Below are 24,951 nucleotides of genomic sequence, written 5' to 3'. Positions count from 1 at the left end.
GACCACCGGGTTCTGCGGTGCGGTGATCCGCTGCGAGAAGACGGCCGGGGGCCCGCGTCGTCCGCGCGGGTGCCGGGGGCGGGCAGCGCCCCGGCGCGGTCGCTCTCCAGCACGTCCTCGACGATGCGGGTGACCGCGGCCAGCCCCTCCGGGGAGAGCTCCAGGGCCCGCAGGGCGAGCCGCCGAACCCCGAGGTTGCGGGCCACCCGGGCGAGCTCGAGCTCCGCGGCCGCCTCGGTGCCGCCGGGCTCGTCCAGGAGGTAGGAGGCCGGTACGCCGAAGAAGCGGGCCAGGGCCGCCAGCAGCTCCGTGGAGGGGTTGCGCTTGGTGCCCTTGCGGAGCGCGGAGAGGTAGGCGCCGCCCACCCGGATGCCGGGATGGGCCTCCTTGACGGCCGTGGCCACCTCTTCGTTGGTGTACCGGCGCCCGTGCGCCCCGTGTGGCCGGATGTCGTCGAAGAGCTGGTCCAGATGCCGGGCCAGGGCCGGTCGCCCGGCCTCCCGCCGGGCCGTGGCGCCCTTCCCGTCCGGCTGCTCTTCAAACTGTGAGGATGCTGAACTCGCCATTTTCAACCAGTGGTTGACATGAGTGGTTGCCTCAAGTCTAGACTCACACAGCGCAATGACTCAACTACTGGTTGAGTAAGGCGAGGAGCCGGCAGATCCGGAGTTGTTTCGCTATGCACGGGGGGCGACGCGCAGTGGACCCGACCTTCCCTCATCCCGGGAGAGGCCATCGATGACCATCCCTGCACGGGCGGCCGAGGCCCGCAGACCGTCCCGCCCCTCCGCCGCGCCGGCCGGCGCGCCCGTCGCCGAGCAGTACTGCGAGACCTGCCGGACGCCGCTGACCGACGGCGTCACCGGGGTGCTCGACCGGCGCGGCTGGGACAGCCGGGCGGGGCACGCACTGGCCGCGGCACGGCAGCAGCGCCGTCCGGTCGCACTGATCCTGGTGGACCTGGACCGCTTCAAGGCCGTCAACGACACCCACGGTCACCTCGCGGGCGACGCCGTGCTGCGAGCCGTCGCCGGGGAGCTCAGCCGGATCGGCGGCGCCCTCGTCGGGCGCTACGGCGGGCACGCGGGCGACGAGTTCCTGGTGCTCCTGCCCGGGCGCACCGTCCGCTCGGCCGCCCGCGCCGCCCGTGCCGCACAGCGCGCCGTCGCGCGGCTCTCCGTGACCGCCCGCACCAGCCGCAGCAGCACCGTCGTGATCAGCGGGCAGACCGTCTCCATGGGCATCGCCGGCTGCGTGCCGGAGGGCCCGGACCAGGGGACCCTCGCCGACCTGCTGCTCGACTCCGACGTGGCGCTGCGTGCCGCCAAGCGCGGCGGCGGCGATCTGGTGCGCGTCGCGGGCGCCGTGGGCTCCCTGCCCGCCGAGCCGCCCTCCTCGCAGGTGCCGGCGCAGGCGGGGCGGGGCGGCGTGGCGCGGCCCCGTACGGGCGGGGAGGGCCGCGCCGCGGAAGCCGGCGGGGAGGCCCGCCGCGGCGGGGAGACACCCGGCGGTGAGCTGCGCATACCGTTACCCGTGCCGGGGTCCGTACCCGGCGGCGGGCCGCGTGAGCTGGTGCTGTCGCCGGACGCCGCCGAGCAGTTGTACGCCGTGCTGACCGAGCTGCTCGGCAGGTCCTGCGCCTCCGCTCCGGCGTCCTGAGAGACACCGGGCAGCGGCCGACGGGCGCCGGGGCGCCGGCCGGGCGGCGAGGCCGCCGGGCGGCGCCGGGGAACGCGCGCCTCCGGACCGGGGGAGACGGGGGATCCGGGGGAGTGGAGGGCCGCGCTCCGGCGCGACCGCGACGCGGCCCTCCGCCACACCGCACACGCCTGGGGCGCCCGCCGACCGGAGCGGTGCGCGGAAGCGTCCGCCCGGGCTCAGGCCGACCGTACGACCAGGGCGTACGACCCCAGCCCCGCGATCCGGCCCGCGTCGATCTCCTCGCCCGGCGTGCTGACGGAGACCAGCGCCCCGGACTCGGGGTCAAATTCGGCGTCCTCGACCGCTCCCAGCTCCTCGCCCCGCTCGCTCAGCACCCGTTTGCCGGTGATCTCGTAGCGCTTGCCGGCGAGGGGCCCCAGCTCCTGTCTGGCCGTACGGCCCGCCTCGTCCGGGTCGGCCATCACCGCGTCCGCGCCGACGGCCCGCACCGCCGACCAGGCGAGCAGGGTGCTCCCGCCGCCGGGCTTGCGCAGCCGGAGCCCGGCGACCCGGGGCTCCTCCGGATCCACCAGGAAGCCCGTGACCGCGCCCAGCGTCGTCGCGTCGGTCACGCCCATCACCGTCCGGCCCGTCATGTCGTGCAGGCGCATCACGCCTCCCTCCGCAGCCGGTCCCGGAACGCCCGTACGGTCTCCGCGAACCCCGGCAGGTCCTCCGCGACGAAGTCCGCCGCCAGCGCCGGCACCACCAGCGCCTCCCCGGAGACCGCCAGTGTCTCGGGCAGCGAGAGATACACCCGCCGCCGTTTGCCGCCCAGCGCCTCGCTCGGGTCGATCTCGTAGCCCACGGCTCGTGCCGTGCCGCCCTCGATCTCGATCACCACGTCGACCACCTCGCCCAGCGCGGTCCCGGTGTCGGTGAGGACGCGCGCCCCCACCACGGCGCCGCCCTGCGCCTCGGACCGGGCCACCACCCGGCCACGGCGTTCGAACACGTCCTCGTCGGGGATCATCACGGCGTCGTGGCCCAGCGCCAGGACCCCGGACCACGGAAGGCTCTTCCGCAGCGGCCCGGAGAGCAGCCCGCGCCCGCTGAGGGTGAAGCCGGCCACCCGGCCGGCCGCGCTCTCGAAGACGGTGTCCTTGATCTGGGCGACGTCCTCGCCCGCCATCGTCACCACCGGGCGGCCGGCCAGCTCGCTCGCGGGCATCAGCGCGTTCACCGTCCACCCCGCCTTCCGCGGCCCACCGCGATGGCGCCCCCGGACCGCCGCCGGGACTGCACCCCGACGGCCGTCCCCGCGAGGACCACCAGGACCGCGATCACCACCACGACCCACAACCACCAGTCCATCGCACGCCCCTTCGTCGGCGACTGCCGTGTCCGTCGGTGCCTGCCGCGTTCCCCCGAGCGCCCCGGGCACTCCCCAGGATGTTCCCGTCGCAGGCCTCCCGCACCTCGTGGCGGGCAGCAGGGGGCGGGGCGGCGGGCTCACTTGAGCAGGCGCGACATCCGCCGGTCGGCCAGCGGCCGCCCGCCGGTCTGGCAGGTCGGGCAGTACTGCAGCGAGGAGTCGCTGAAGGACACCTCGCGCACCGTGTCCCCGCACACGGGGCAGGGCTCGCCGGTCCGCCCGTGCACCCGCAGCCCGCTGCGCTTCTCCGCCTTCAGCCGGCCGGCCGCCACCCCGCGCGAGCGGTCGACGGCCTCCCGCAGGGTCGTGCCCATCGCCTCGTACAGGGCCGTCGTCTCCTCCTCGCCGAGGTCGGCGGCGAGCCGGAACGGCGACATGCGTGCCGCGTGCAGGATCTCGTCCGAGTAGGCGTTGCCGATCCCGGCGAGAACGCCCTGGTCCCGCAGCAGGCCCTTGATCCGCCGCCGCTCCCCGCGCAGCAACGCCCCGAAGGCCTCCCGGGACAGCTCCCCCGACAGCGGGTCCGGGCCCAGCCGGGCGATGCCGGGTACCTCCCGCGGGTCCCGTACCACGTACACCGCGAGCCGCTTCTGCGTGCCCGCCTCGGTCAGGTCGAAGCCGTCCGGGCCCGCACCGCCCTCCGGACCGGCCAGCCGGAGCCGGAGCGCCAGCGGGCCCCGGCCCGGGCGGGGCGGCGCGGCCGGCAGCCGGTCCTGCCAGCGCAGCCACCCCGCCCGGGCCAGATGGACGACCAGATGCAGCTCCCCGGATTCTCCGCCCGCCAGCCGCAGATCGAGGAACTTGCCATGCCGGAACACCCCGGTGAAGGCCAGCCCCTCCAGCGCGTCCGGCGGCGGGTCGTACGTCTTGAGCACGCTCACCGCCACCGGCTGCACCCGGGCGACCCCACGGCCGTCCAGCCGCTCGGCCAGAAAGCCGCGGAGCGCCTCGACCTCGGGCAGTTCGGGCATCGCTGCTCCCGCTCCTCGGGCACGCGGACGGCACCCGGCCGGACCGCGCGGGTCAGACCAGTTTGGCCGTCACGGTGACGGTGGTGCCGGCCAGCGCCTGGCTCACCGGGCACTTGGCCTTGGCCTCCTCCGCCGCGGCGCTGAACGCGGCCTGGTCCATGCCGGGCACCTCGCCCTCCACGACGAGCCCCACGCCGGTGATGCCGGTGCCGGGCTGGAAGGTGACCTCGGCGCGTGCGGTGAGCCGGGTGGGCGGCGTGCCGGCGGCGTCCAGGTGGTTCGAGAAGGCCATGCAGTAGCAGCTCGACTGCGCGGCGGCGATCAGCTCCTCCGGGCTGGTCCGGCCCCCGGGCTCCTCGGTGCGCGCCGGCCAGGAGACGGGCTGGTCGGCCATCCCGGACGAGTCGAAGGAGACCGTGCCGGAGCCCTCCTTGAGGTTCCCGTTCCAGACGGTGTGCGCGGTGCGTGTGGTGGCCACGTGGAGTCCTTCCTGGCGTACGGACCTCGTACCTACCCCTCGATACTCCGCCGCCCTGCGGCACAAGTCGAGCCCGGCACGCTGCGGGCACGCAGCCGGCACCGGCCCGGCGGTCCCACCGCGGGTGCGCCCCCCCCCGGGCCGCACCCCGGCACAACAGGACAGATCGGGGGCGCGCGGAGCGCATCGAGGGCTGTTCAGGAGCCCCACATCCGCGGGTCCCTGCGCGGTCATGCCGGGGCCAGTCCCGTCGGCCAAGAACGAGACATGACAGGCACCCCCGCTCCCGCGACCCCCGCTCCGGCACCGTCCGCGGCCACCCCCGCCCCCGCCCGCTACACCGTCTCCCTGGCCCGTGACGCCGACGACGTGCGGGCGGCACAGCGCCTGCGCCACGAGGTCTTCGCGGGGGAGATGGGCGCCCGGCTCGCCACCCCCGAACCGGGCCTCGACATCGACCCCTTCGACGCCCACTGCGACCACCTGCTCGTCACCGAGACCGGCAGCGGCGCCGTCGTCGGCACCTACCGGCTGCTGCCGCCCGACCGCGCGGCCGTCGCCGGACGCCTCTACGCCGAGACCGAGTTCGACCTCGGCCCGCACGCAGCCCTCCGCCCCGACCTGGTCGAGGTCGGCCGCTCCTGCGTCCATCCGGCCCACCGCGACGGCGCCGTCATCGCCCTGATGTGGGCCGGCATCGCCCGCTACCTGACCGACCGCGGACACACCTGGCTCGCCGGCTGCTGCTCGCTGCCCCTCGCGGACGGCGGCGCTGAGGCCGCCGCCGTCTGGGAGACGGTCGCCGCCCGCCACCTGGCACCCGCCGCCTACCGGGTGCGTCCCCACCTCCCCTGGCGGCCCCCGCAGCCGCCCGCCGCACCGGCGGCCCGGTCCGCGCTGCCGCCGCTGCTCCGCGGCTACCTGCGGCTCGGCGCCCGGGTCTGCGGCGAACCCGCGTTCGACCCCGGGTTCGGGGTCGCCGACCTCTACGTGCTGCTGGACGTCCGCCGCACCGACCCGCGCTACCTCCGCCACTTCCTCTCCCTCGTCCCGTCGTGACCGGCGCGGGAGGGCACCCCTGGATGCCGGCGGCGCCGTGCACCACGCGGCGCTGTGTGCCGGCCGCCGCAGCCGCCGCCGGGCCGGTGCGGCGGCTCGCCCGCTGGGCGGCGCTGGCAGTCCTGCTGGCGGCCGGGATCGCGCTGTCGCCGCTGGTCCGCGGGCGGCGGCCGGTACGGCAGTGGGCGCACGCGGTGGTGCGCGCCCTCGGCGTACGGCTGGACGTACGGGCCGCCGGCGGGGCGCGGCCGCCCCGAGGGCCCCTGCTGGTGGTCGCCAACCACGTCTCCTGGCTGGACGTGCCGGTGCTCGCCGCGGTACGCCCGGGCCGGATGCTCGCCAAGGCCGAGGTCGCCGCCTACCCGGTGCTGGGCCCGCTCGCCGCCCGCAGCGGCACGCTCTTCATCGACCGGGAACGGCTGCGGCTGCTCCCGGGGACCGTCGACGCGATCGCCGCGGCCCTGCGCGCCGGTTCCACCGTGGTGGCCTTCCCCGAGGGCAGCACCTGGTGCGGGCGGGGTCAGGGCGCGTTCCGGCGGGCGGTGTTCCAGGCGGCGCTGGACACCGGCACGCCGGTGCAGCCGGTCGCCGTCCGGTACCGCTCGCGCGGCCACGGACGGCCCACGGCCGTCACCGCGTTCGTGGGCGAGGACACCCTGCCCGCCTCGCTGCGGCGGGTCGTGGCCGCGCGCGACGTGGTCGCCGAGGTCACGCTGCTGCCGGTCCTCCGCCCGCGGACGCACGGTTCGCGGGACGCACTCGCCAGGGCGGCCGGACGCGCGGTGCGCGAGGCCGGTAACCTCGCGGACTACCGCTCGTGGCCGGGGCACGGAGAAGGCGAGGTACGGGGATGGCGGCAGCCGAGGAGATACAGCGCGGGCAGCGGCAGGACGCCGCTGCCGCGGAGCGCGCCGGGAGGGGCGCCGGACGCGGCACCGAGGGTGCCGGAGACGCCGGGGCGGTGGCCGTCGGGGAGGCCGCGGAGAAGCACCCCGCGCCCGTCTCGGACGGCTTCGGAGCCGCCCGTGACGCCGGGGTTCCCGAGGAGCCCGGGACAGCCGGGGACGCCGCCGCTGCCGAAGACCGGACGCCGGGGGACGGATCCGGCGCGCGCGGCGCCGGGCCCGCCGACGTATCCGGTGCCGCCGCCGGGGGTGGAGGCGTCTCCGCTCCCGGGGAGTCCGACGAGGCCGTTGCCGCCGGTGGTGCCGGCGCCCGGCGGCCGGGCGGGGCCGACAACGCCGACAACGCTGAGAACGCCGGCAACGCTGAGAACGCCGGCAACGACCCGGTCGGCCGGGACGGAGCCACCGGCGCCCCCGGCGACGAGGCAGGCCGCTCCACCGGACCGTCCGTGACCGCCGGAGCCCCGGCGTCCGGCCCCTCCGGCAGGCCGGCTGCCGGGGAGGGCGACGAGGGCGCCGGGGACGCGCCGGCGCGTCCCGCCGGCCCGGCCGTGGCCGCCGGGCCCGGCGCCGGTCACGGCGAGGGAAGCGTGGCTGAGGCCGCCGCCGCCCCCGCGGCCGTCGCCTCGACGACGACCGGCGGTGCTGACGGGGCGGCTGCCTCGCGGGACGGAGCGGGCGCTCCCGAGGGCGCCGGGCCCGTCAGCGGTGGCAGACGGGAAGACGGCGCCTCGGGCGGCCCGCGGGCGGACATGCCCGAGGCAGCCGGCCCGGAGGAAGCCGAAGAGGCGGAGCAGCGCAGCGGCATGACCCCGCGTCAGGCCCGCCGGGTGCGGGCCGTCACCTCGGCCGTCGTCATGATCGCGGTGGCGGTGGCGCTCGTCCTGCGGCTGGGCAGCGCCCCGTCGCTGCTGACCGTCGGGCTGTACGGCATCGCCCTGATCCTCTCCGGTACCGCCATCGTCCTCAGCCGGCGGGGCCGCACCCGGGTGGCCACGGCCGTGCTCGGCTGCGGCTTCGTCACGGTGATCCTCGCCGAACGGCTGCCGGCCGGAACCTGACGACCCGTCCCGGGCCGGACGCCGGGACGGGTCCGGCGCGGGGCTCCTGGCCGGGAGGACGCCGCGGCCGGGACCTCCCGGCCGGCCAGGGCGCGCGGGTGGTCGACGGTGAAGCAGGCGTCCTGGTCGCCGTGCACGACCGGCAGCGGGGCCGGGCTGAGCAGCGGCGCAGCCGCCGTGGGGGTGCCGTCGCCCGGGGACCCCGGCCGCCGGGCGCACGCCATCCCTGACGCCGGCGCTCCCGGCCACCGCCTCGGCGGGCCCGGACCGGGCCTCCCCTGCGGCCCGGGACCTCCCGGCCGGGCCGCAGCCGCGGCCGCCGGGACGGTGCGCCACCCGGAGCCGGGTCAGGCGGCGTGGCCGCCGTCCACGGGCACGGCGGCCCCCGTGATGTACGCGCCGCCGTCGCCCGCGAGGTGCGCCACCGTGGCGGCGATCTCCTCCGGCGCGGCGTACCGCCCCAGGGCGGTCAGCGCCCGCTGGCCCTCCGCGTGCGGCCCGTCGGCCGGGTTCATGCCGGTGTCCGTCGGTCCCGGCTGCACCACGTTGACCGTGATGCCGCGCGGACCGAGTTCCCTGGCCAGGGCCTTGGTCAGCCCGGTGAGCGCGGCCTTGCTGGTGGCGTAGAGCGTGCCGCCGGGGAAGGGGGCGCGCTCGGTCATGCAGCTTCCGATGCCGATGACGCGTCCGCCGTCCGCGAGGTGGGCGGCGGCGGCCTGCGCGGTGAGGAACGCTCCGCGCACGTTCACCGCCAGCACCCGGTCGACGTCCGCCAGGGCGAGGTCCCCGATGGGCCCCAGCACACCGGCGCCCGCGTTGTTCACCAGGATGTCGAGGCGTCCGGGCGCGGCGACGGCCGACCGCACGGCCTCCCGCACGTCCTCCGCCTCGGCGGCGTCCGCCCGTATCGCCCGCGCGGTGCCCCCGGCCGCCGTGATGCGGTCCACGACCTCCGCCGCGCCCGCGGCGTCCCGACGGTAGGTCACCGCGACTGCGGCGCCCTCCCGGGCCGGCCGCAGCGCCACCGCGGCTCCGATGCCCCGGCTCCCGCCGGTGACCAGGGCTGCCTTGCCGCCGAGCGGTGCCCTCTCGCTCGTCTCACTCATCGTCGTCCCCATCCGTGTGGTGTTCCGGTTCGGGACGATCCTCGTCCGGCGCGCGGCGGCCCGCCGGCGCCTTTCGGCCGGGGCGTCTCGGCGCGGGAGGGCGGGCCGGCAGGGCGGAGAACGGGGCGCCGGTTGTCGGTGGCGGCGCCTAGGGTCGAAGCATGATCCGCCACCTCGACCCGGACGCCGGGTGCCCGACCGCCGACGAGGCCAACCGCGCGCTGCGCGCCTTCGCCCGGCGGACGACGTGGACGCCGGAAGCCCTCGAGGAGCTGGCGCAGTTGCGCCGCATATGGGCGGACGCGGTCCGCCGTGAGATGGTCCCGGCCGCCTGACCTTCCGTCCGCCCGGCAACGGTCCCCGCACGGGTGTGTCGGGACGCGGCCGGCCCGGTGTTGCTCCGTGCGTGCACGGCGACGAGCCCTCCGCCGTCGCGGTGCGCGGGCCCGGGCCGGTGGGCGGGGTGGCGGCCCCCGGATACTGGACGTATGGACGACGCCGCCGTCGGCGCCTATCTGCGCCGCATCCGTGCCGACCGACCCGCCGCAGCCGACTCCGGGGCGCTCCGGGAGCTCCAGGTGCGCCACCTCACCTCCGTGCCCTTCGAGAACCTCTCGGTCCACCTCGGCGAGGAGATCGCCCTGGAGGAGAAGGCGCTGTACGAGAAGCTCGTCGGCGCCCGGCGCGGCGGCTTCTGCTACGAGCTCAACGGCGCCTTCGCGACGCTGCTGGAGGCGCTCGGCTACCGGGTGTCGCTGCTCGCCGCCCGGGTGTTCGCGGACGGCGTCCCCGGTATCCCGTACGACCATCTCGCGCTGGGCGTGGAGGCCGCCGACGGCACGCGCTGGCTGGCGGACGTGGGCTTCGGGCGGCACAGCCACCATCCGCTGCGGCTGGACGCCGAAGGGGAGCAGCGGGACCCGGGCGGCACCTTCCGGCTGGTGCCGGCCGAGGCCGGGGACCTGGACGTGCTCCGCGACGGCACCCCGCAGTACCGGCTGGAGCGGCGCCCGCGTGTGCTGCGGGACTTCGAGGCGGGCGCCTGGTGGCACCGGACGTCGCCGCGCTCGCACTTCACCCGCTCGCTGGTCTGCTCGCGGCTGACCGAGGACGGCGGCCGCATCACGCTGAGCGGCCGCAGCCTGGTGGTGACCGGGCCGGACGGCGGGCGCGAGGAGACGGAGCTGGCCGCGGACGAGGTGCTGCCCGCCTACCGCACCCGTTTCGGCCTGGAGCTGGAGCGGGAGCCCCGGCTCGCCGGCCCCCACGGGAACGTGGACCGGTGACGGCCGGCCCGCCCCGTACGGGGCCGGACGCGCCCGGCGCCGCGCCGGCTCCCGGGGTGACCGGGGGGACGGCCGTGCCATCGTCCCGGGCCGGCTGGCCGCGCACCGAGGCGGAGGCGCTGGCCGTGCAGGAGGCGCTGCGGAGCCGTGTCGACCTCTCCGACCACGCCCCGGCGCCGGGCGCGCCCGGCACGCGGGTCACCGGCGTGGACGTGGCCTACGACGACGCCCGGGACCGGGTGGCCGCGGCGGCCGTCACGCTGGACGCGGAGACGCTGGAGGTGGTCGAGGCGGCGACCGCGCACGCACGGGTGCCGTTCCCGTACGTACCGGGGCTGCTGGCCTTCCGCGAGGTGCCGGCCGTGCTGGACGCCCTGGAGCGGTTGCGCCGGGCCCCGGACCTGCTGGTCTGCGACGGCTACGGGCGGGCCCACCCGCGCCGCTGCGGCCTCGCCGGGCATCTCGGCGTGCTGACCGGGCTGCCGTCCGTCGGCGTGGCGAAGACACCCTTCCGCTACCTGCACGGTCCGGTGGGGGAGCGGCGGGGTGACGCGGCGCCGCTGCTCGACGGCGACGAGGAGGTCGGGCGGGCGCTGCGCACCCGGGCGGGCGTCAAGCCCGTCTTCGTCTCGGTCGGTCACCGGGCCGGGCTGGACCGGGCCTGTGCCCAGGTGCTGCATCTGACGCGCGGCTACCGGCTGCCGGAGACGACCCGCCGGGCCGACGCGCTGTGCCGGCAGGCGCTGCGCGACGGCGCGTGACCACGGCGGCCCGGCTGCGCCCGTGCCCGGTCAGCCGGCACCGCGTACCACGGCCACCGGCGCGTCCGCGTGGTGCAGCACGGCCTGGCTGACCGAGCCGAGCAGCAGTCCGCCGGCGCCTCCGCGTCCGCGCGCCCCGACCACCACCAGCGCCGCGTCGCGCGCGGCTGCCAGCAGCACGGGTCGCACCCGCCCGCGTACCAGGCGCCGCCGGACCACCACGTCCGGGTACGCCTCCTGCCGCCCGGCCAGCGACTCGGCGAGCAGCCGCTCCGCGTCCTCGTGCAGCCGTTCGGTGCTGCTCACCAGGTTCAGCGGCGGTTCGGTCGCCTCGTCGACCGGCTCGCTCCAGAGGTTCCACACGTGCACGGCCTCCAGTTCGGCGCCGCGCAGCGACGCCTCGGCGAAGGCGAAGCCGACGGCGTCCGCGGCGGACGGCGAGCCGTCCACCGCCAGCAGGACGGGGCCCGTGGGGCGCGGCCGCCCTCGCACCACCAGCACCGGGAGGCGGCATGGGCGGCGAGATGACCTGCCTGGGAGCCGAGCAGCAGCCCGCCGAACCCGCCGAGCCCTCGTGCGCCGACCACCACCAGCGCCGCGGAGCGGGACTCCTCCTCCAGTACCGACAGCGGTTCCCCGGCGGTCACCGCGTGGTCGACCACCAGTCCCGGGGCCACCTCCCGTGCCCGTTCCACGCCGTCCCGGACCGGTCCCGCGGCCCGCTTCCGCAGCTCCTCCTCGCCAGGGCCCAGCGGCAGATGCAGGGCGGGGCGGCCGTACGCGTGGACCACCCGCAGCCCCACCCCGCGGAGACTCGCCTCGTACGCCGCGGCCTCCACCGCGGCGAGTCCCGCCTCCGAGCCGTCCACGCCGGCCACCACCGGGTCGCTCATGGTGCCTCCTGTGTCCGTCGCCGTGCCGCGTCCAGCCTGGCTCCGTTCGGCCTCCCGTTCACGGGGCCGGACGGCCCCGTAGCGGGGTCGTACGGTCCCCGGGGAGACGACACGCGCCCGCCTCCTTGACTTCCCGGCGGGCGGGGGAGAGATTCGGCCCGGCCACGGGCCCGCGTACGGGCCCCACCGCGTTCCGGGAGCCGTCATGACCCTGCCCGTGCCGCTCACCGGTGTCGTACCGCCGCTGTGCACCCCGCTGACCCGGGAGGGTGACGTCGACACCCGTTCCCTCGAGGCGCTCGTCGAACGCCTGGTCGAGGCGGGTGTCGACGGTCTCTTCGTGCTCGGCTCCACCGGCGAGGCGCCGTATCTGGACGACGCCCGGCGGCACACCGCGCTGCGCACCGTCGTCACGGCGGCCGCGGGGCGGCTTCCGGTGCTCGCCGGGGTCATCGACATGGCGACGGCCCGGGTGCTGGACCACGCCCGGGCGGCGGCCGGGCTCGGTGCGGACGCGCTGGTGGCCACCGCGCCCTTCTACGCCCGCACGCACCCGGTGGAGATCGCCGACCACTTCCGGCGCGTCCGGGCGGGCACCGGGTTGCCGCTCTTCGCCTACGACATCCCGGTGTCCGTGCACCGCAAGCTGCCCGCCGGCACCGTGCTGGAACTCGCCGGGGACGGGACGCTGGCGGGGCTGAAGGACAGCAGCGGGGACGACGGCGCGCTGCGCCGGCTGCTCGTGGGGCTCCGGGCGCGCGGCCTGCTCGACCGGTTCACCGTGCTCACCGGTTCCGAACTCTCCGTGGACGGCGCCCTGCTGGCGGGAGCGCACGGCGTGGTGCCCGGACTCGGCAACGTGGACCCGGAGGGCTATCTCCGGCTCTACGGGCACGCCCGGGCCGGACGCTGGAGCGAGGCCGCCGCCGAACAGGACCGGCTGGCGGTGCTGCACGCCCTCACCGGCACCGGCCCGGAGGAGGCGATGGGCCGCAACGCCTCCGCGATCGGCGGCTTCAAGGCCGCACTGCACCTGCTCGGCGTGCTCGACTGCCCGGCCACCGCCGCCCCGCAGGTGCCGCTGGACGACGTGGCGGTGGCCACCGTCCGCGCCCTGCTGACGGAACGCGGGCTGCTCTGACCGGGGCGCCGCCGGGCCGGCACCGCCCGGGGCGCCGGTGGCGCGCCTCCCGGAGTGCCGGTGAGCGGCGGCAGCCGGGACCGACGGGGCGTGCCGGGCGTACGGGTGTGCGGATTCGCCGGGCGCGGCCCGCCGTACCGGCCTAGGCTGGCCCCGTGACCGCCGAGGGGACGCCGCCCGCCGCCCGACCGTCCGCCGCCGCCCGGACCCGGGAGGACGTGCGCGCCTTCGCCCTGGCGCTGCCCGGCGCGGTGGAGGAGTTCCCCTGGGGGGACGACGCCGTCGCCAAGGTGAACCGGAAGATCTTCGTCTTCCTCGGCGCCGAGACCGGCGACCACCCGATCGGCGTCACCGTGAAGCTGACGGACCCGGAGGTCCACGAGCACGCGCTGACCTTTCCGGGCGCGGCGCCCGCGGGCTACGGGCTGGGGCGGTCCGGCTGGGTCTCGCTGCCGCTGGAGCGGCGCGGCGCCCCCGGTGCCGAGCTGCTCTGCGACTGGGTGGAGGAGAGCTACCGCGCGATCGCGCCGAAGCGGCTGGTCGCCCGGCTCGACGCCGACGGGCCGGCCGGCGCCGCCGGCTGACCCTTCTCCGCCACCACCGGCGCCCGCGCGTCGCGGCCCGCGGCATCCGGCCGCGCCTTCCGGGCCACGGTGCGCGCCACGCCGTCACTCCACGCGCCTCCCCTGTCGCGGGCGTCCCACGGCGGTGCGGCCGTGCGCCGTTCCGCTCGTACGTCAGGGTGGGGGTGTGATGCCGGGAGCGCCCGTGCGGCGCGCCGGGCCGGACTTCCGGAGGGGCTTGTGCAGAGCGGGGCGCCTTCTTAGCATCTTCGGTGTTACATCAGTGGTGTCACACACGGCCCCCGTGGCCGGGGACCGGTTCTCTCGCCCTTGGGGGGCTCGATGACGGCAGCGCAGGCGGCGTCCGGCGGCGGCCCGCTCGACGGCGTGCGCGTGGTGGAGCTGGCCGGCATCGGACCCGGCCCGTTCGCCGCGATGCTCCTCGCCGACCTGGGCGCCGACGTGGTCCGCGTGGACCGGCCCGGCGGGCAGGCCCTCGGCATCGACCCCGCGGACGACCTGACCAACCGGAACAAGCGCTCCGTCGTCGTCGACCTCAAGGACCCCTCCGGCCCGTCCGCGGTGCTGGACCTCGCGGAGCGGGCCGACGTCCTGCTCGAGGGCCTCCGGCCCGGCGTCGCCGAACGTCTCGGCGTCGGCCCCGCGGAGTGCCTGGCCCGCAACCCCCGGCTGGTGTACGGGCGGATGACCGGCTGGGGCCAGGAGGGCCCGCTCGCCGACCGCGCCGGGCACGACATCGGCTACATCGCGGTCACCGGCGCCCTCGGCCTCGCCGGCCCGGCCGACGGCCCGCCCTACGCCCCCGCCAACCTCCTCGGCGACTACGCCGGCGGCTCGCTCTACCTGGTCGCCGGGGTCCTCGCGGCGCTCCTGCACGCCCGTACGCCGGACGGGTGCGGCCAGGTGGTGGACGCCGCCATCGTCGACGGCACCAGCCACCTGTCCGCCATGCTGCACGGCATGCTCGCCGCCGGCGCCTGGCAGGACCGGCGCGGCGCCAACCTGCTCGACGGCGGCGCCCCCTTCTACGGGACCTACGCCACCCGGGACGGCGGGCACATGGCCGTCGGCGCCCTGGAGCCGCAGTTCTACGCCGAGTTCGTCCGGTTGCTGGGCCTGCCGGAGGAGGAGCTGCCGCCCCGGGACGACCCGGCCCGCTGGGCCGAGCTGCGCGACGTGGTGGCCGCCCGCTTCCGCACCCGCACCCGGGAGGAGTGGACCCGGGTCTTCGAGGGCTCCGACGCCTGCGTCGCCCCGGTGCTCTCCCTCCGGGAGGCGCCGCACCACCCGCACCTGGCGGCCCGCGGCACCTTCACCGAGCACGAGGGCCGCACCCAGCCCGCCCCCGCCCCCCGCTTCTCCGCCACCCCGGCCGCCGTACGGTCCGCGCCGGCGCGGCCGGGGCAGCACACCGCCGAGGTGGCCCGCGACTGGGACCTGCCGGCGCTCGCCGGCGGCTTCGCGGGGCCCGCCGCCGCATCCGGAGAGGAAGCGACCGCCTGACCATGGACCGCCAGATCTTCACCGACGACCACGAGGCCTTCCGGGGCACCGTCCGCACCTTCCTGGCCAAGGAGGTCGAGCCGCACTACGCGCAGTGGGAGCAGGACGGCGTCGTCTCCCGTGAGGCGTGGCGGGCCGCCGGCCGCCAGGGGCTGCTCGGGCTCGCCGTGCCCGAGGAGTACGGCGGCGGGGGTGAGCCCGACTTCCGCTTCGCCGCGGTGCTCGCCGAGGAGTTCGCGGCGGGCGGCTACCCGGGGCTCGCCCTCGGGCTGCACAACGACGTCATCGGCCCGTACCTCACCTCGCTCGCCACCGAGGAGCAGAAGCGCCGCTGGCTGCCCGGCTTCTGCTCCGGGGAGACCGTCACGGCCCTCGCCATGACCGAACCGGGCGCCGGCTCCGACGTGCAGGGCATCCGCACCGCGGCGGAGGACCACGGCGACCACTGGGTGCTCAACGGCAGCAAGACCTTCATCTCCAACGGCATCCTCGCCGACCTGGTGATCGTCGTCGCCCGGACCACCCCGGAGGGCGGCGCCAAGGGCCTCAGCCTGCTCGTGGTGGAGCGCGGCACGGCCGGCTTCGAACGCGGCCGCAACCTGGGCAAGATCGGCCAGAAGGCGCAGGACACCGCCGAGCTCTTCTTCCACGACGTGCGGGTGCCCAAGGAGAACCTGCTGGGCGAGGAGAACGGCGCCTTCCTGCACCTGATGACCAACCTGGCACAGGAGCGCATGGTCATCGCCGTCTCCGCCGCCACCGCCGCGGAGCGGATGCTGGAACTCACCCGGGAGTACGTCACCGAGCGTGAGGCCTTCGGGCGGACCCTCTCGCGGTTGCAGCACGTCCGCTTCGAGATCGCCGAGATGGCCACCGAATGCGCGGTGACCCGGGCCTTCGTCGACCGCTGCATCGCGGAGCACGCCGCGGGCACACTGGATGCCGTACACGCCTCCATGGCCAAGTGGTGGGCCACCGAACTGCAGAAGCGGGTCACCGACCGCTGTCTCCAGCTCCACGGCGGCTACGGGTACATGACCGAACACCCCGTCGCCCGCGCCTACACCGACGCGCGCGTCCAGACCCTCTACGGCGGCACGACCGAGATCATGAAGGAGATCATCGGCCGCTCGCTGCTCGGCTGACCCCGGCACCCGGCCCGCCCTCGCCGCACCGCACCCGCACTCTCCCCCGAAAGGCTGCAGACCGTGAGCACCGAAGCGTACGTCTACGAGACCCTCCGCACGCCGCGCGGGCGCGGCAAGCCGAACGGCGCCCTGCACGGCACCAAGCCCATCGACCTGGTGGTCGGCCTCATCCACGAGCTCCGGCGCCGCCACCCCGGACTGGACCCGGCCGGCGTCGACGACGTCGTGCTGGGCGTCGTCAGCCCGGTCGGCGACCAGGGCTCCGACATCGCCAAGACCGCAGCCATCGCGGCCGGCCTGCCCGACACCGTGGCCGGCGTGCAGGAGAACCGCTTCTGCGCCTCCGGCCTGGAGGCGGTGAACCTCGCCGCCGCCAAGATCCGGTCCGGCTGGGAGGACCTCGTGCTGGCCGGCGGCGTGGAGTCGATGTCCCGTGTGCCCCTGGGCACCGACGGCGGGGCCTGGCACATGGACCCGATGACCAGCTTCGACACCGGTTTCGTGCCGCAGGGGATCGGTGCCGACCTGATCGCCACCCTGGAGGGCTTCGGTCGCCGCGACGTGGACGAGTACGCCGCGCTCTCCCAGGAGCGCGCGGTCCAGGCGTGGAAGGACGGCCGCTTCGACCGCTCCGTCGTCCCCGTCACCGACCGCAACGGCCTGGTGGTGCTCGACCGCGACGAGCACATCCGCCCCGGCACCACCGCCGACACCCTCGCGGGCCTCAAGCCCTCCTTCGCCGACATCGGCGAACTCGGGGGCTTCGACGCGGTGGCGCTGCAGAAGTACCACTGGGTGGAGGCCATCGACCACGTGCACCACGCCGGCAACTCCTCCGGCATCGTGGACGGCTCCGCCCTGGTGGCCGTCGGCAGCCGGGAGGCCGGCGAACGGCACGGGCTCGCCCCGCGCGCCCGCATCGTCTCCGCCGCCGTCTCCGGTGCCGACCCCACCATCATGCTCACCGGCCCCGCCCCCGCGTCCCGTAAGGCGCTGGCAAAGGCCGGGCTCACCATCGACGACATCGACCTGGTGGAGATCAACGAGGCGTTCGCGGCCGTCGTGCTGCGCTTCGTGCGGGACATGGGGCTCTCGCTGGAGAAGGTGAACGTCAACGGCGGCGCCATCGCCATGGGACACCCGCTCGGCGCCACCGGAGCGATGATCCTGGGAACCCTCGTCGACGAGCTGGAGCGGCGCGACCAGCGGTACGGCCTGGCCACGCTCTGTGTCGGCGGCGGCATGGGCATCGCGACGGTGGTGGAGCGCCTGTAACGGCCCGGGCGCCCCGCCCGCCGAGCCACCGACCCGTACCGAGACACCACGGAACCCGGAGAGAGACCACCCATGGCCGACGCGCCCACCACCATCCGCTGGGAACAGGACGACACCGGTGTCGTCACCCTCGTCCTGGACGACCCCGGCCAGTCCGCCAACACCATGAACGAGGCGTTCAAGCGGTCCCTCACCGCGACCGCCGACCGGCTGGAGGCCGAGCGGGACGCCGTGCGCGGCGTGATCGTCACCTCCGCCAAGAAGACCTTCTTCGCCGGCGGCGACCTGCACGACCTCCTCCGCGCCCGTCCCGAGGACGCCCAGCAGGTGTTCGACTCGAGCATGCGGATCAAGCGCGACCTGCGCCGCCTCGAGACCCTCGGCAAGCCCGTCGTCGCGGCCCTGAACGGCGCCGCGCTCGGTGGCGGCCTGGAGATCGCCCTCGCGTGCCACCACCGGATCGCGCTGAACGCCCGCGGCGTGAAGATCGGCTTCCCGGAGTCCACCCTGGGCCTGCTGCCCGGCGCCGGCGGCGTCGTCCGTACGGTCCGGATGCTCGGCGTCGTCGACGCGCTGCTCAAGGTGCTGCTCCAGGGCCGGCAGTACGGTCCGGAGAAGGCGCGGGAGACCGGTCTCATCGACGCGGTGGTGGACACCGAGGAGGAGCTGCTCGCCGCCGCCCGTGCCTTCGTCGACGCCCACCCCGAATCGCGGCAGCCCTGGGACGAGCCCGGCCACCGCATCCCGGGCGGCACCCCCGCGCACCCGAAGTTCGCTGCCGACCTCCCGGCCTTCCCCGCCAACCTGAAGAAGGAGACCGGCGGCGCCCCCTACCCGGCGCAGCGCAACATCCTCGCCGCCGCCGTGGAGGGTTCCCAGGTCGACTTCGAGACCGCGCAGACCGTCGAGGCCCGCTACTTCACCGAGCTGGCCACCGGGCAGACCGCCAAGAACATGATCCAGGCGTTCTTCTTCGACCTCCAGGCGGTCAACGCCGGGCGCAGCCGCCCGCAGGGCGTCGAGGAGCGCCGGGTGCGCCGGGCGCTCGTCCTCGGCGCCGGGATGATGGGCGCGGGCATCGCCTACGCCTGCGCCAAGGCCGGTATCGAGGTGGTGCTCAAGGACGTCACCCGGGAGGCCGCCGAGAAGGGCAAGGCCCATTCGGCGGACCTGCTCGACAAGGCGGTCTCCCGCGGCCGCACCACCCGGGAGAAGGCGGACGCGCTGCTCGCCCGGATCACCCCGGCCGCCGACCCGCAGGCGGCCGCCGGCTGTGACGCCGTCATCGAGGCGGTCTTCGAGGACCCGGCGCTCAAGCACAAGGTGTTCCAGGAGATCGAGGGCGTCGTGGCCCCGGACGCGCTGCTCTGCTCCAACACCTCCACGCTGCCGATCACCGCCCTCGCCGAGGGCGTCGAGCGGCAGCGGGACTTCATCGGCCTGCACTTCTTCTCGCCGGTCGACAAGATGCCGCTGGTGGAGATCATCCGGGGCCGGCGGACCGGCGACGAGGCGCTGGCCCGCGCGTTCGACCTGGTGCGGCAGATCCGCAAGACCCCGATCGTGGTGAACGACTCCCGCGGCTTCTTCACCTCCCGGGTCATCGGGCACTTCCTCACCGAGGGCGTCGCCATGCTCGCCGAGGGCGTCGCGCCCGCCACCGTCGAGCAGGCCGCGGCGCAGGCCGGCTACCCGGCCAAGGTGCTCGCCCTGATGGACGACCTCACCCTCACCCTGCCGCGGAAGATCCGCGACGAGACCCGCCAGGCGCTGGAGGCCGAGGGCGGGACCTGGCCGGGCCACCCCGCGGACCGGGTGATCGACCGCATGATCGACGAGTTCGGGCGCACCGGGCGCAGCGGCGGCGCCGGCTTCTACGACTACGACGAGAACGGCCGGCGGCTCGGCCTGTGGCCGGGCCTGCGGGAGCACTTCGGGCCCCGGGAGGGCGCGGGCGCCGCGGTGGACCTGCGGGAGCTGCAGGAGCGGATGCTCTTCGTGGAGGCGCTCGACACCGTGCGGCTCTTCGAGGAGGGCGTGCTCACCTCGGTCGCGGACGCGAACATCGGCTCGATCATGGGGATCGGGTTCCCGCCGTGGACGGGCGGGGTGCTCCAGTACGTCAACGGCTACGAGGGCGGCCTGCCGGGGTTCGTCGCCCGGGCCCGGGAGCTGGAGGAGCGCCACGGCGAGCGGTTCGCGGTGCCGGCGCTGCTGGAGCGGAAGGCCGGGCGCGGGGAGACCTTCGCGGACGAGACCGCGTAGCGGCGGCGCCCCTCCCGCGCCCCGGGGGCCCGGGCACCGGGCCCCCGGGGCGGCGGAAGGGGAGGGGCGTCACCGGCTCACCTGCCGAGGGGCTGGGTGAAGCGCAGCATGTTGCCGGCCGGGTCGCGGAACGCGCAGTCGCGGACGCCGTAGGGCTGGTCGACCGGTTCCTGCAGCACCTCGCCGCCCCCGGCGCTGATGCGTTCGAACGTGGCGTCGCAGTCGTCCGTCGCGAAGATCACCCCGCGCAGCAGGCCCTTGGCCATGAGCTCCGTCATGGTCCTCCGGTCCTCCGGCGAGGCGTTCGGGTCGGCCAGCGGCGGCTCCAGCACGATGTTCACGTCCGGCTGCGCGGGCGACCCGACGGTCACCCAGCGCATCCCCTCGAATCCGACGTCGTTGCGCACCTCGAGGCCGAGGACGTCGCGGTAGAAGGCGAGCGCCTTGTCGTGGTCGTCGACGGCGAGGAAGCACTGGGAAAGCGTGATGTCCATGCCGTTCACGCTACGGACGGGCGGCGCGGCGCGCTTCTCCGTTCCTGACCGGTCGCGTGTGGATCTTGGCCATGCAGGCCGGGATCGCGGCACCGTCGCCGTGGTCGCGGGCCCGGTAGGCGCTCGGGCTCTCGCCGACCAGCCGAGTGAACCGGGAGCTGAAGGACCCCAGCGAGGTACAGCCGACCGCGAAACAGACCTCGGTGACGCTGAGGTCGCCGCGCCGCAGCAGCGCCTTGGCCCGCTCGACGCGCCGGGTCATGAGGTAGCCGTAGGGCGTCTCGCCGTAGGCGGCGCGGAAGCTGCGGGAGAAGTGGCCGGGCGACATCAGGGCCTCCCGGGCCAGCGCCGGCACGTCGAGCGGCTGGGCGTAGTCGCGGTCCATCCGGTCGCGGGCCCGCCGCAGCCGCACCAGGTCGTCGAGATCCTGCCGTCCCATCCGGTCAGTCTCCCACCGTCCCGCCCGGCCGGCCTCCTACGGCTACCCGGGCTCCTACGGCTCCCCGGCACCGGGACGGGGTGGGCCCGGGCGGACCGGTCAGAAACAGAGAAGCGCCGGCCACCGGGGCATGCCTAGGCTGACCGCCAGGGGCATCCGGCGGCTGCCCCTCCGCCGGCCGCGGAGCCGGACGGCCGGAGAGACTGCCCCGACCCGGACCGGACCGCGGCAGGCCGCACCGGGCGCCGCCGCCGGAACCGCGCAGGCGGCCCGCCGACAGAGGGAGACCCGAAGAGCATGGCCACGAAGACGGACACGCAGCCTTCCGCACCGCACGTCGCGGACAGCCACGAGCTGATCCGCGTGCACGGCGCGCGCGAGAACAACCTCAAGGACGTCACCGTCGAGATCCCCAAGCGGCGGCTGACCGTGTTCACCGGCGTCTCCGGCTCGGGCAAGAGCTCGCTGGTGTTCGACACGATCGCCGCCGAGTCCCAGCGGATGATCAACGAGACGTACAGCGCGTTCCTGCAGGGTTTCATGCCCACGCTGGCGCGGCCCGAGGTCGACGTCCTGGACGGGCTGACGACCGCGATCACCGTCGACCAGGAGCGGATGGGCGCCGACCCGCGCTCCACGGTCGGCACCGCCACCGACGCCAACGCGATGCTGCGCATCCTCTTCAGCCGGCTCGGGGAACCGCACATCGGCTCGCCCGGCGCGTTCTCCTTCAACGTCGCCTCGGTCTCGGCGAGCGGCGGGCTGACGGTCGACCGCGGTGCCGACCGGACGAAGACCGAGAAGGTGACCTTCAGCCGCACCGGCGGCATGTGCACGCACTGCGAAGGCCGCGGCACGGTCTCCGACATCGACCTCGGCCAGCTCTACGACGACTCCAAGTCGCTCTCCGAGAACCCGTTCACCATCCCCACGTACACCGGGGACGGCTGGGTGGTGCGGGTCATCCGGGAGTCGGGGTTCTTCGACCCGGACAAGCCGATCCGCGAGTACACCAGGAAGGAGCGCCACGACTTCCTCTACCGCGAACCGGTCAAGGTGAAGATCAACGGCGTCAACCTCACCTACGAGGGGCTGATCCCGAAGATCCAGAAGTCCTTCCTGTCCAAGGACCGGGAGTCGATGCAGCCGCACGTCCGGGCCTTCGTGGACCGCGCGGTCACCTTCGCCACCTGCCCCGAGTGCGACGGGACCCGGCTCAGCGAGCTCGCCCGGTCGTCGAAGATCAAGGGGATCGGCATCGCCGACGCCTGTGCGATGGAGATCCGCGACCTGGCCGGCTGGGTACGCGGTCTCGACGCCCCGTCGGTGGGGCCGCTGCTGGAGAAGCTGCAGCACAGCCTCGACTCGTTCGAGGAGATCGGCCTCGGCTACCTCTCGCTCGACCGGCCGTCGGGCACGCTCTCCGGCGGCGAGGCACAGCGCACCAAGATGATCCGTCATCTCGGTTCCTCCCTCACCGACGTCACCTACGTCTTCGACGAGCCCACCACGGGCCTGCACCCCCACGACATCCAGCGGATGAACGACCTGCTGCTGCGGCTGCGGGACAAGGGCAACACGGTGCTGGTGGTGGAGCACGAGCCGGAGACGATCGCGATCGCGGACCACGTCGTCGACCTCGGCCCCGGCGCCGGGACCGCGGGCGGCACCGTCTGCTTCGAGGGGGACGTGGCCGGGCTGCGCGGCAGCGGCACCGTCACCGGCCGCCATCTCGACGACCGGGCCGCCGTCAAGGAGACGGTGCGCAAGCCGACGGGCACCCTGCCGATCCGGGGGGCCGACGCGCACAACCTGCGGAAGGTGGACGTCGACATCCCGCTCGGCGTGCTCACCGTCGTCACCGGCGTCGCGGGTTCCGGCAAGAGCTCGCTCGTGCACGGCTCGGTCCCGGCCGCCGAGGGCGTGGTCGCCGTCGACCAGACGCCGATCCGCGGCTCCCGGCGGAGCAACCCGGCGACGTACACCGGGCTGCTGGACCCGATCCGCAAGGCGTTCGCGAAGGCCAACGGCGTCAAGCCCGCCCTGTTCAGCGCCAACTCCGAGGGCGCCTGCCCCCACTGCAAGGGCGCGGGCGTGGTCTACACGGACCTCGGCATGATGCAGGGCACCGCCACCACCTGCGAGGAGTGCGACGGGAAGCGGTTCGAGGCCTCGGTACTCGAGTACCGCCTGGCCGGCCGGGACATCACCGAGGTGCTCGCCATGCCGGTGGCCGAGGCCGGGGCGTTCTTCGGCGCCGGCGAGGCGCGCACCCCGGCCGCCCACAAGATCCTCACCCGGCTGGAGGACGTCGGGCTCGGCTACCTCACCCTCGGCCAGCCGCTCACCACCCTCTCCGGCGGCGAGCGGCAGCGGCTCAAGCTGGCGGTCCACATGGCCGAGAAGGGCGGTGTCTACGTGCTCGACGAGCCGACCACCGGCCTCCACCTCGCCGACGTCGAGCACCTGCTGGGCCTGCTCGACCGGCTCGTGGACTCCGGGAAGTCGGTGATCGTCGTCGAGCACCACCAGGCGGTGATGGCCCACGCCGACTGGATCATCGACCTCGGGCCAGGCGCCGGCCACGACGGCGGCCGGGTCGTCTTCGAGGGCACCCCCGCCGGCCTGGTCGCCGACCGCTCCACGCTGACCGGCGAGCATCTGGCGGCCTACGTCGGCGCCTGACCGGCCGGCCCCGCCGCCCCGCGCTACCGGTCGTCGCCGAAGCGCGGGGCGGGCTCGTCCCGGAAGGCCTCCCGCAGTTCCTCGCGCATGGACCGCTGGAACGTCGTGAGCAGGGCCTGGACCACCATCGGCTGCATGTGTGCGGAGAGCGACTTCATCCGTGCGACCTCCTCCGGGTCCGTCTCGCGCTCCCGGTACGGCTCCCACACCTCGTCCTTGAAGAGCCGGCTCAGCTCGCGGGCCGCGGAGCGGGCGTACCCCTGCATCACCTCGCGGGCGGCGAGGATCGCCTGCTGTGAGACGGGCACGTCCAGCAGCCGTACCCCCAGGTGCACCAGGGCGGGGTCGACGCGGAAGACCGCCGGGTCGCCGGTGGGCTCCAGCACGCTCATCGCGCGGAGCCGCTCCAGGTCCTCGTCGGTCAGCTCGCGGCCGACCCGGGCCTGCAACTCGTCCCGGGTGGTCTCGTCCACGGTGTCCGGCATCCAGGAGGCGATCACCGCCCGGTGGATGGCCAGGTCGTGGGCGCTGATGTCGTCGGGGAGCCGCTGGAGGTAGCGTTCGATGGCGGCCAGGGTCATGCCCTGCGCCTGGAGCTCCTCGATCAGGGCCAGCCGGGAGAGGTGCTCCATGCCGTAGAGGCCGACGCGGCGGGGGCCGATCGTCGGCGGGGGCAGCAGCCCGCGCCCGCTGTAGAAGCGGATGGTGCGCACGGTGACGCCGGCCCGGGCGGCGAGCTGGTCGACGGTGAGGGCGTGGTCCGCCCCCGCGGCGCCCGTGGGGTCCGGCTGGTCCATGTGTGTCTGGCCTCTCTGTTCCTCCGCGCTTCCCCGGATGTCGCAACAGTATTGCTGTCTCACCAGCCGTGTAAAACACGTCCCGGGACGCAGGAGCATCATGGGACACATGGGGGCCGGCCACCAGAGCCAGGTGCGGCCGCCGCGGGAGGAGCCCGGGCCGCCGCCCGCGGGCGGTCTGCTCTGGGAGCTGGTGGGGGAGGTGCGCTCGGTGCTCACGCTGCCCGCCGCCACCGCGCTCCAGGTCGCGCATCCGGCCGTCGGCGCGGGCGTGGACGCCCACTCGGCCTTCCGCACCGACCTCTGGGGCCGCGCCGGGCGGTCGCTGCACAGCATGCAGCTCTGGGTGTACGGCGGAGAGCAGGCGGCCGCCGAGGGCGCACGGCTGCGGCACCTGCACGCGCACATCACCGGCCGCGACGGGTACGGTCGCCCCTACCGCGCGCTCGACCCGGCCCTCTACGGCTGGGTGCTGGCCACCGGCTACCCGGTGATGCGCCACGCGCACCGCTACCTGGGGCGCCCGTTCACCGCGGACGAGGAGCGGCGGCTGTGGGCCGAGTGGCGCCAGGTCGGAGGAGTGCTCGGGCTCCGGGAGGAGGACCTGCCGCGCACCGTCGAGGAGTTCTGGCCCTACTACCGCCGGGTGCTGGCCGAGGAGCTGGAGGCCACCGCCGTCGTACGGGACCTGGTCGCCCCGGACGGCCCGCTGCCGCCGCCTCCCGGCGGCCCGGCGCCGGTGCGGCTGCTGGTGCGCGTGGCCTGGCCCGCGGTGCGCCCGCCGCTGCTCCGGCTCCGGCGTTTCCTGATCACCGGCCTGCTTCCGCCGGACGCCAGGGAGGCCGTCGGGCTGCCCTGGACGCCGCGCCAGGAGCGGCGGCTGCGGCGCTTCGGGGCGGTGGTGCGGGTCGTGGTGCCGCGGCTGCCCGAGCCGGTGCGCTACCTTCCCGTGGCGCGACGGGCGCGGGCCGCGCACCGGCGCGGCACGGGCGGCCGCGGCGGCCGCCCGTGCCGGTGAGCCGCC

General features: G+C 75.6%; 25 protein-coding genes and 1 pseudogene. 15 read left to right on the top strand and 11 right to left on the bottom strand.

The window, feature by feature from the left end:
* A partial coding sequence (locus HOY81_RS19550; RefSeq protein ID WP_237321764.1) for a helix-turn-helix domain-containing protein occupies positions 1-566 on the bottom strand: 566 nt, incomplete at its 3' end.
* 172 nt (positions 567-738) lie between these two features.
* Between HOY81_RS19550 and HOY81_RS19545 the strand changes: the two genes are divergently transcribed.
* On the top strand, positions 739-1,659 hold the full coding sequence (locus HOY81_RS19545) for a GGDEF domain-containing protein (protein ID WP_237321763.1): 921 nt from the start codon (positions 739-741) through the stop codon (positions 1,657-1,659).
* Positions 1,660-1,877: 218 nt separating this feature from the next.
* On the opposite strand, the gene HOY81_RS19540 is transcribed toward HOY81_RS19545, so the two are convergent.
* The 5 genes from HOY81_RS19540 to HOY81_RS19525 form a co-directional block, all read right to left on the bottom strand.
* Positions 1,878-2,312, bottom strand: a complete 435-nt coding sequence (locus HOY81_RS19540) for a PRC-barrel domain-containing protein (protein WP_237321762.1) — start codon at positions 2,310-2,312, stop codon at positions 1,878-1,880.
* Positions 2,312-2,884 (bottom strand): PRC-barrel domain-containing protein, encoded by a 573-nt coding sequence (locus HOY81_RS19535; protein WP_237321761.1) that lies wholly within the window; start codon positions 2,882-2,884, stop codon positions 2,312-2,314. The genes HOY81_RS19540 and HOY81_RS19535 overlap by 1 nt, the downstream gene beginning before the upstream one ends.
* Entirely contained in the window at positions 2,881-3,015 is a 135-nt protein-coding gene (locus HOY81_RS27470; protein WP_272893026.1) for a hypothetical protein, read from the bottom strand. Before HOY81_RS27470 ends, HOY81_RS19535 begins: the two co-directional genes overlap by 4 nt.
* 138 nt (positions 3,016-3,153) lie before the next feature.
* Positions 3,154-4,047, bottom strand: coding sequence for an Fpg/Nei family DNA glycosylase (locus HOY81_RS19530; RefSeq protein ID WP_237321760.1), 894 nt, complete (start codon positions 4,045-4,047; stop codon positions 3,154-3,156).
* Between the two features lie 52 nt (positions 4,048-4,099).
* Positions 4,100-4,525: an OsmC family peroxiredoxin gene (locus tag HOY81_RS19525; RefSeq protein ID WP_237321759.1), complete on the bottom strand. Its 426-nt coding sequence runs from the start codon at positions 4,523-4,525 to the stop codon at positions 4,100-4,102.
* A 267-nt stretch (positions 4,526-4,792) separates the two neighbouring features.
* On the opposite strand from HOY81_RS19525, the gene HOY81_RS19520 reads away from it, so the two are divergent.
* The 3 genes from HOY81_RS19520 to HOY81_RS19510 all read left to right on the top strand — a co-directional run bounded on the left by HOY81_RS19520 (position 4,793) and on the right by HOY81_RS19510 (position 7,550).
* Positions 4,793-5,584, top strand: coding sequence for a GNAT family N-acetyltransferase (locus HOY81_RS19520; RefSeq protein ID WP_237321758.1), 792 nt, complete (start codon positions 4,793-4,795; stop codon positions 5,582-5,584).
* 56 nt (positions 5,585-5,640) lie between these two features.
* A complete protein-coding gene (locus HOY81_RS27610; protein WP_308341127.1) occupies positions 5,641-6,942 on the top strand; it encodes a 1-acyl-sn-glycerol-3-phosphate acyltransferase in 1,302 nt (433 codons plus the stop codon).
* A gap of 299 nt (positions 6,943-7,241) precedes the next feature.
* Entirely contained in the window at positions 7,242-7,550 is a 309-nt protein-coding gene (locus HOY81_RS19510; protein ID WP_237321757.1) for a hypothetical protein, read from the top strand.
* 347 nt (positions 7,551-7,897) lie between these two features.
* Here HOY81_RS19510 and HOY81_RS19505 read toward each other — a convergent pair whose 3' ends face one another.
* Complete coding sequence (locus HOY81_RS19505; RefSeq protein WP_237321756.1) at positions 7,898-8,656, bottom strand: SDR family oxidoreductase; 759 nt, start codon at positions 8,654-8,656, stop codon at positions 7,898-7,900.
* Positions 8,657-8,817: 161 nt separating this feature from the next.
* Here HOY81_RS19505 and HOY81_RS19500 point away from each other — a divergent pair, with 161 nt between their 5' ends.
* From HOY81_RS19500 to HOY81_RS19490, 3 genes are all read left to right on the top strand, one after another.
* The gene (locus HOY81_RS19500) at positions 8,818-8,991 is read left to right on the top strand and encodes a hypothetical protein (RefSeq protein WP_237321755.1); all 174 of its coding nucleotides are present in this window, start codon (positions 8,818-8,820) and stop codon (positions 8,989-8,991) included.
* A gap of 153 nt (positions 8,992-9,144) precedes the next feature.
* On the top strand, positions 9,145-9,942 hold the full coding sequence (locus tag HOY81_RS19495) for an arylamine N-acetyltransferase (RefSeq protein WP_237321754.1): 798 nt from the start codon (positions 9,145-9,147) through the stop codon (positions 9,940-9,942).
* A gap of 74 nt (positions 9,943-10,016) precedes the next feature.
* A complete protein-coding gene (locus tag HOY81_RS19490) occupies positions 10,017-10,703 on the top strand; it encodes an endonuclease V (protein WP_237321753.1) in 687 nt (228 codons plus the stop codon).
* 30 nt (positions 10,704-10,733) lie between these two features.
* On the opposite strand, the pseudogene HOY81_RS19485 reads toward HOY81_RS19490, so the two are convergent.
* Positions 10,734-11,596 (bottom strand): annotated as a pseudogene (locus tag HOY81_RS19485) (universal stress protein).
* Between the two features lie 205 nt (positions 11,597-11,801).
* Between HOY81_RS19485 and HOY81_RS19480 the strand changes: the two are divergent.
* From HOY81_RS19480 to HOY81_RS19455, 6 genes are all read left to right on the top strand, one after another.
* A complete protein-coding gene (locus HOY81_RS19480; protein ID WP_237321752.1) occupies positions 11,802-12,737 on the top strand; it encodes a dihydrodipicolinate synthase family protein in 936 nt (311 codons plus the stop codon).
* 155 nt (positions 12,738-12,892) lie between these two features.
* Entirely contained in the window at positions 12,893-13,321 is a 429-nt protein-coding gene (locus HOY81_RS19475; RefSeq protein ID WP_237321751.1) for an MmcQ/YjbR family DNA-binding protein, read from the top strand.
* A 321-nt stretch (positions 13,322-13,642) separates the two neighbouring features.
* A complete protein-coding gene (locus HOY81_RS19470; RefSeq protein WP_237321750.1) occupies positions 13,643-14,824 on the top strand; it encodes a CaiB/BaiF CoA-transferase family protein in 1,182 nt (393 codons plus the stop codon).
* Between the two features lie 2 nt (positions 14,825-14,826).
* Positions 14,827-15,969, top strand: a complete 1,143-nt coding sequence (locus HOY81_RS19465; protein ID WP_237321749.1) for an acyl-CoA dehydrogenase family protein — start codon at positions 14,827-14,829, stop codon at positions 15,967-15,969.
* Between the two features lie 63 nt (positions 15,970-16,032).
* Positions 16,033-17,247 (top strand): acetyl-CoA C-acetyltransferase, encoded by a 1,215-nt coding sequence (locus HOY81_RS19460; RefSeq protein ID WP_237321748.1) that lies wholly within the window; start codon positions 16,033-16,035, stop codon positions 17,245-17,247.
* Positions 17,248-17,319: 72 nt separating this feature from the next.
* Complete coding sequence (locus HOY81_RS19455) at positions 17,320-19,512, top strand: 3-hydroxyacyl-CoA dehydrogenase NAD-binding domain-containing protein (RefSeq protein WP_237321747.1); 2,193 nt, start codon at positions 17,320-17,322, stop codon at positions 19,510-19,512.
* A gap of 77 nt (positions 19,513-19,589) precedes the next feature.
* Here the strand turns inward: HOY81_RS19455 and HOY81_RS19450 are convergent, their stop codons facing one another.
* Positions 19,590-20,006: a VOC family protein gene (locus tag HOY81_RS19450; RefSeq protein ID WP_237321746.1), complete on the bottom strand. Its 417-nt coding sequence runs from the start codon at positions 20,004-20,006 to the stop codon at positions 19,590-19,592.
* A gap of 10 nt (positions 20,007-20,016) precedes the next feature.
* Complete coding sequence (locus tag HOY81_RS19445; protein ID WP_237321745.1) at positions 20,017-20,445, bottom strand: helix-turn-helix transcriptional regulator; 429 nt, start codon at positions 20,443-20,445, stop codon at positions 20,017-20,019.
* Between the two features lie 297 nt (positions 20,446-20,742).
* Here HOY81_RS19445 and HOY81_RS19440 point away from each other — a divergent pair, with 297 nt between their 5' ends.
* Positions 20,743-23,130: an excinuclease ABC subunit UvrA gene (locus tag HOY81_RS19440; RefSeq protein ID WP_237321744.1), complete on the top strand. Its 2,388-nt coding sequence runs from the start codon at positions 20,743-20,745 to the stop codon at positions 23,128-23,130.
* Between the two features lie 23 nt (positions 23,131-23,153).
* On the opposite strand, the gene HOY81_RS19435 is transcribed toward HOY81_RS19440, so the two are convergent.
* Positions 23,154-23,927, bottom strand: a complete 774-nt coding sequence (locus tag HOY81_RS19435) for a MerR family transcriptional regulator (RefSeq protein WP_237321743.1) — start codon at positions 23,925-23,927, stop codon at positions 23,154-23,156.
* A gap of 100 nt (positions 23,928-24,027) precedes the next feature.
* Here HOY81_RS19435 and HOY81_RS19430 point away from each other — a divergent pair, with 100 nt between their 5' ends.
* Positions 24,028-24,945, top strand: coding sequence for an oxygenase MpaB family protein (locus HOY81_RS19430; protein WP_237321742.1), 918 nt, complete (start codon positions 24,028-24,030; stop codon positions 24,943-24,945).
* Positions 24,946-24,951 lie beyond the last annotated feature (6 nt).

Source organism: Streptomyces sp. JJ36 (assembly GCF_021696945.1).
Lineage (GTDB): Bacteria > Actinomycetota > Actinomycetes > Streptomycetales > Streptomycetaceae > Streptomyces.
Note: the sequence above shows the minus strand (reverse complement) of the source record. Positions and strands in the feature narration are given on the sequence as shown.

Excerpts from the sequence above, each read along its gene's own strand:
- HOY81_RS19470 (WP_237321750.1), top strand. The coding sequence starts at position 13,643 with ATGACGGCAGCGCAGGCGGCGTCCGGCGGCGGCCCGCTCGACGGCGTG.
- HOY81_RS19530 (WP_237321760.1), bottom strand. The coding sequence starts at position 4,047 with ATGCCCGAACTGCCCGAGGTCGAGGCGCTCCGCGGCTTTCTGGCCGAG.
- HOY81_RS19465 (WP_237321749.1), top strand. The coding sequence starts at position 14,827 with ATGGACCGCCAGATCTTCACCGACGACCACGAGGCCTTCCGGGGCACC.
- HOY81_RS19430 (WP_237321742.1), top strand. The coding sequence starts at position 24,028 with ATGGGACACATGGGGGCCGGCCACCAGAGCCAGGTGCGGCCGCCGCGG.
- HOY81_RS19545 (WP_237321763.1), top strand. The coding sequence starts at position 739 with ATGACCATCCCTGCACGGGCGGCCGAGGCCCGCAGACCGTCCCGCCCC.
- HOY81_RS19445 (WP_237321745.1), bottom strand. The coding sequence starts at position 20,445 with ATGGGACGGCAGGATCTCGACGACCTGGTGCGGCTGCGGCGGGCCCGC.
- HOY81_RS19495 (WP_237321754.1), top strand. The coding sequence starts at position 9,145 with ATGGACGACGCCGCCGTCGGCGCCTATCTGCGCCGCATCCGTGCCGAC.
- HOY81_RS19520 (WP_237321758.1), top strand. The coding sequence starts at position 4,793 with ATGACAGGCACCCCCGCTCCCGCGACCCCCGCTCCGGCACCGTCCGCG.
- HOY81_RS19540 (WP_237321762.1), bottom strand. The coding sequence starts at position 2,312 with ATGCGCCTGCACGACATGACGGGCCGGACGGTGATGGGCGTGACCGAC.
- HOY81_RS19480 (WP_237321752.1), top strand. The coding sequence starts at position 11,802 with ATGACCCTGCCCGTGCCGCTCACCGGTGTCGTACCGCCGCTGTGCACC.
- HOY81_RS19455 (WP_237321747.1), top strand. The coding sequence starts at position 17,320 with ATGGCCGACGCGCCCACCACCATCCGCTGGGAACAGGACGACACCGGT.
- HOY81_RS19500 (WP_237321755.1), top strand. The coding sequence starts at position 8,818 with ATGATCCGCCACCTCGACCCGGACGCCGGGTGCCCGACCGCCGACGAG.
- HOY81_RS27470 (WP_272893026.1), bottom strand. The coding sequence starts at position 3,015 with ATGGACTGGTGGTTGTGGGTCGTGGTGGTGATCGCGGTCCTGGTGGTC.
- HOY81_RS19510 (WP_237321757.1), top strand. The coding sequence starts at position 7,242 with ATGCCCGAGGCAGCCGGCCCGGAGGAAGCCGAAGAGGCGGAGCAGCGC.
- HOY81_RS19450 (WP_237321746.1), bottom strand. The coding sequence starts at position 20,006 with ATGGACATCACGCTTTCCCAGTGCTTCCTCGCCGTCGACGACCACGAC.
- HOY81_RS19435 (WP_237321743.1), bottom strand. The coding sequence starts at position 23,927 with ATGGACCAGCCGGACCCCACGGGCGCCGCGGGGGCGGACCACGCCCTC.
- HOY81_RS19505 (WP_237321756.1), bottom strand. The coding sequence starts at position 8,656 with ATGAGTGAGACGAGCGAGAGGGCACCGCTCGGCGGCAAGGCAGCCCTG.
- HOY81_RS19440 (WP_237321744.1), top strand. The coding sequence starts at position 20,743 with ATGGCCACGAAGACGGACACGCAGCCTTCCGCACCGCACGTCGCGGAC.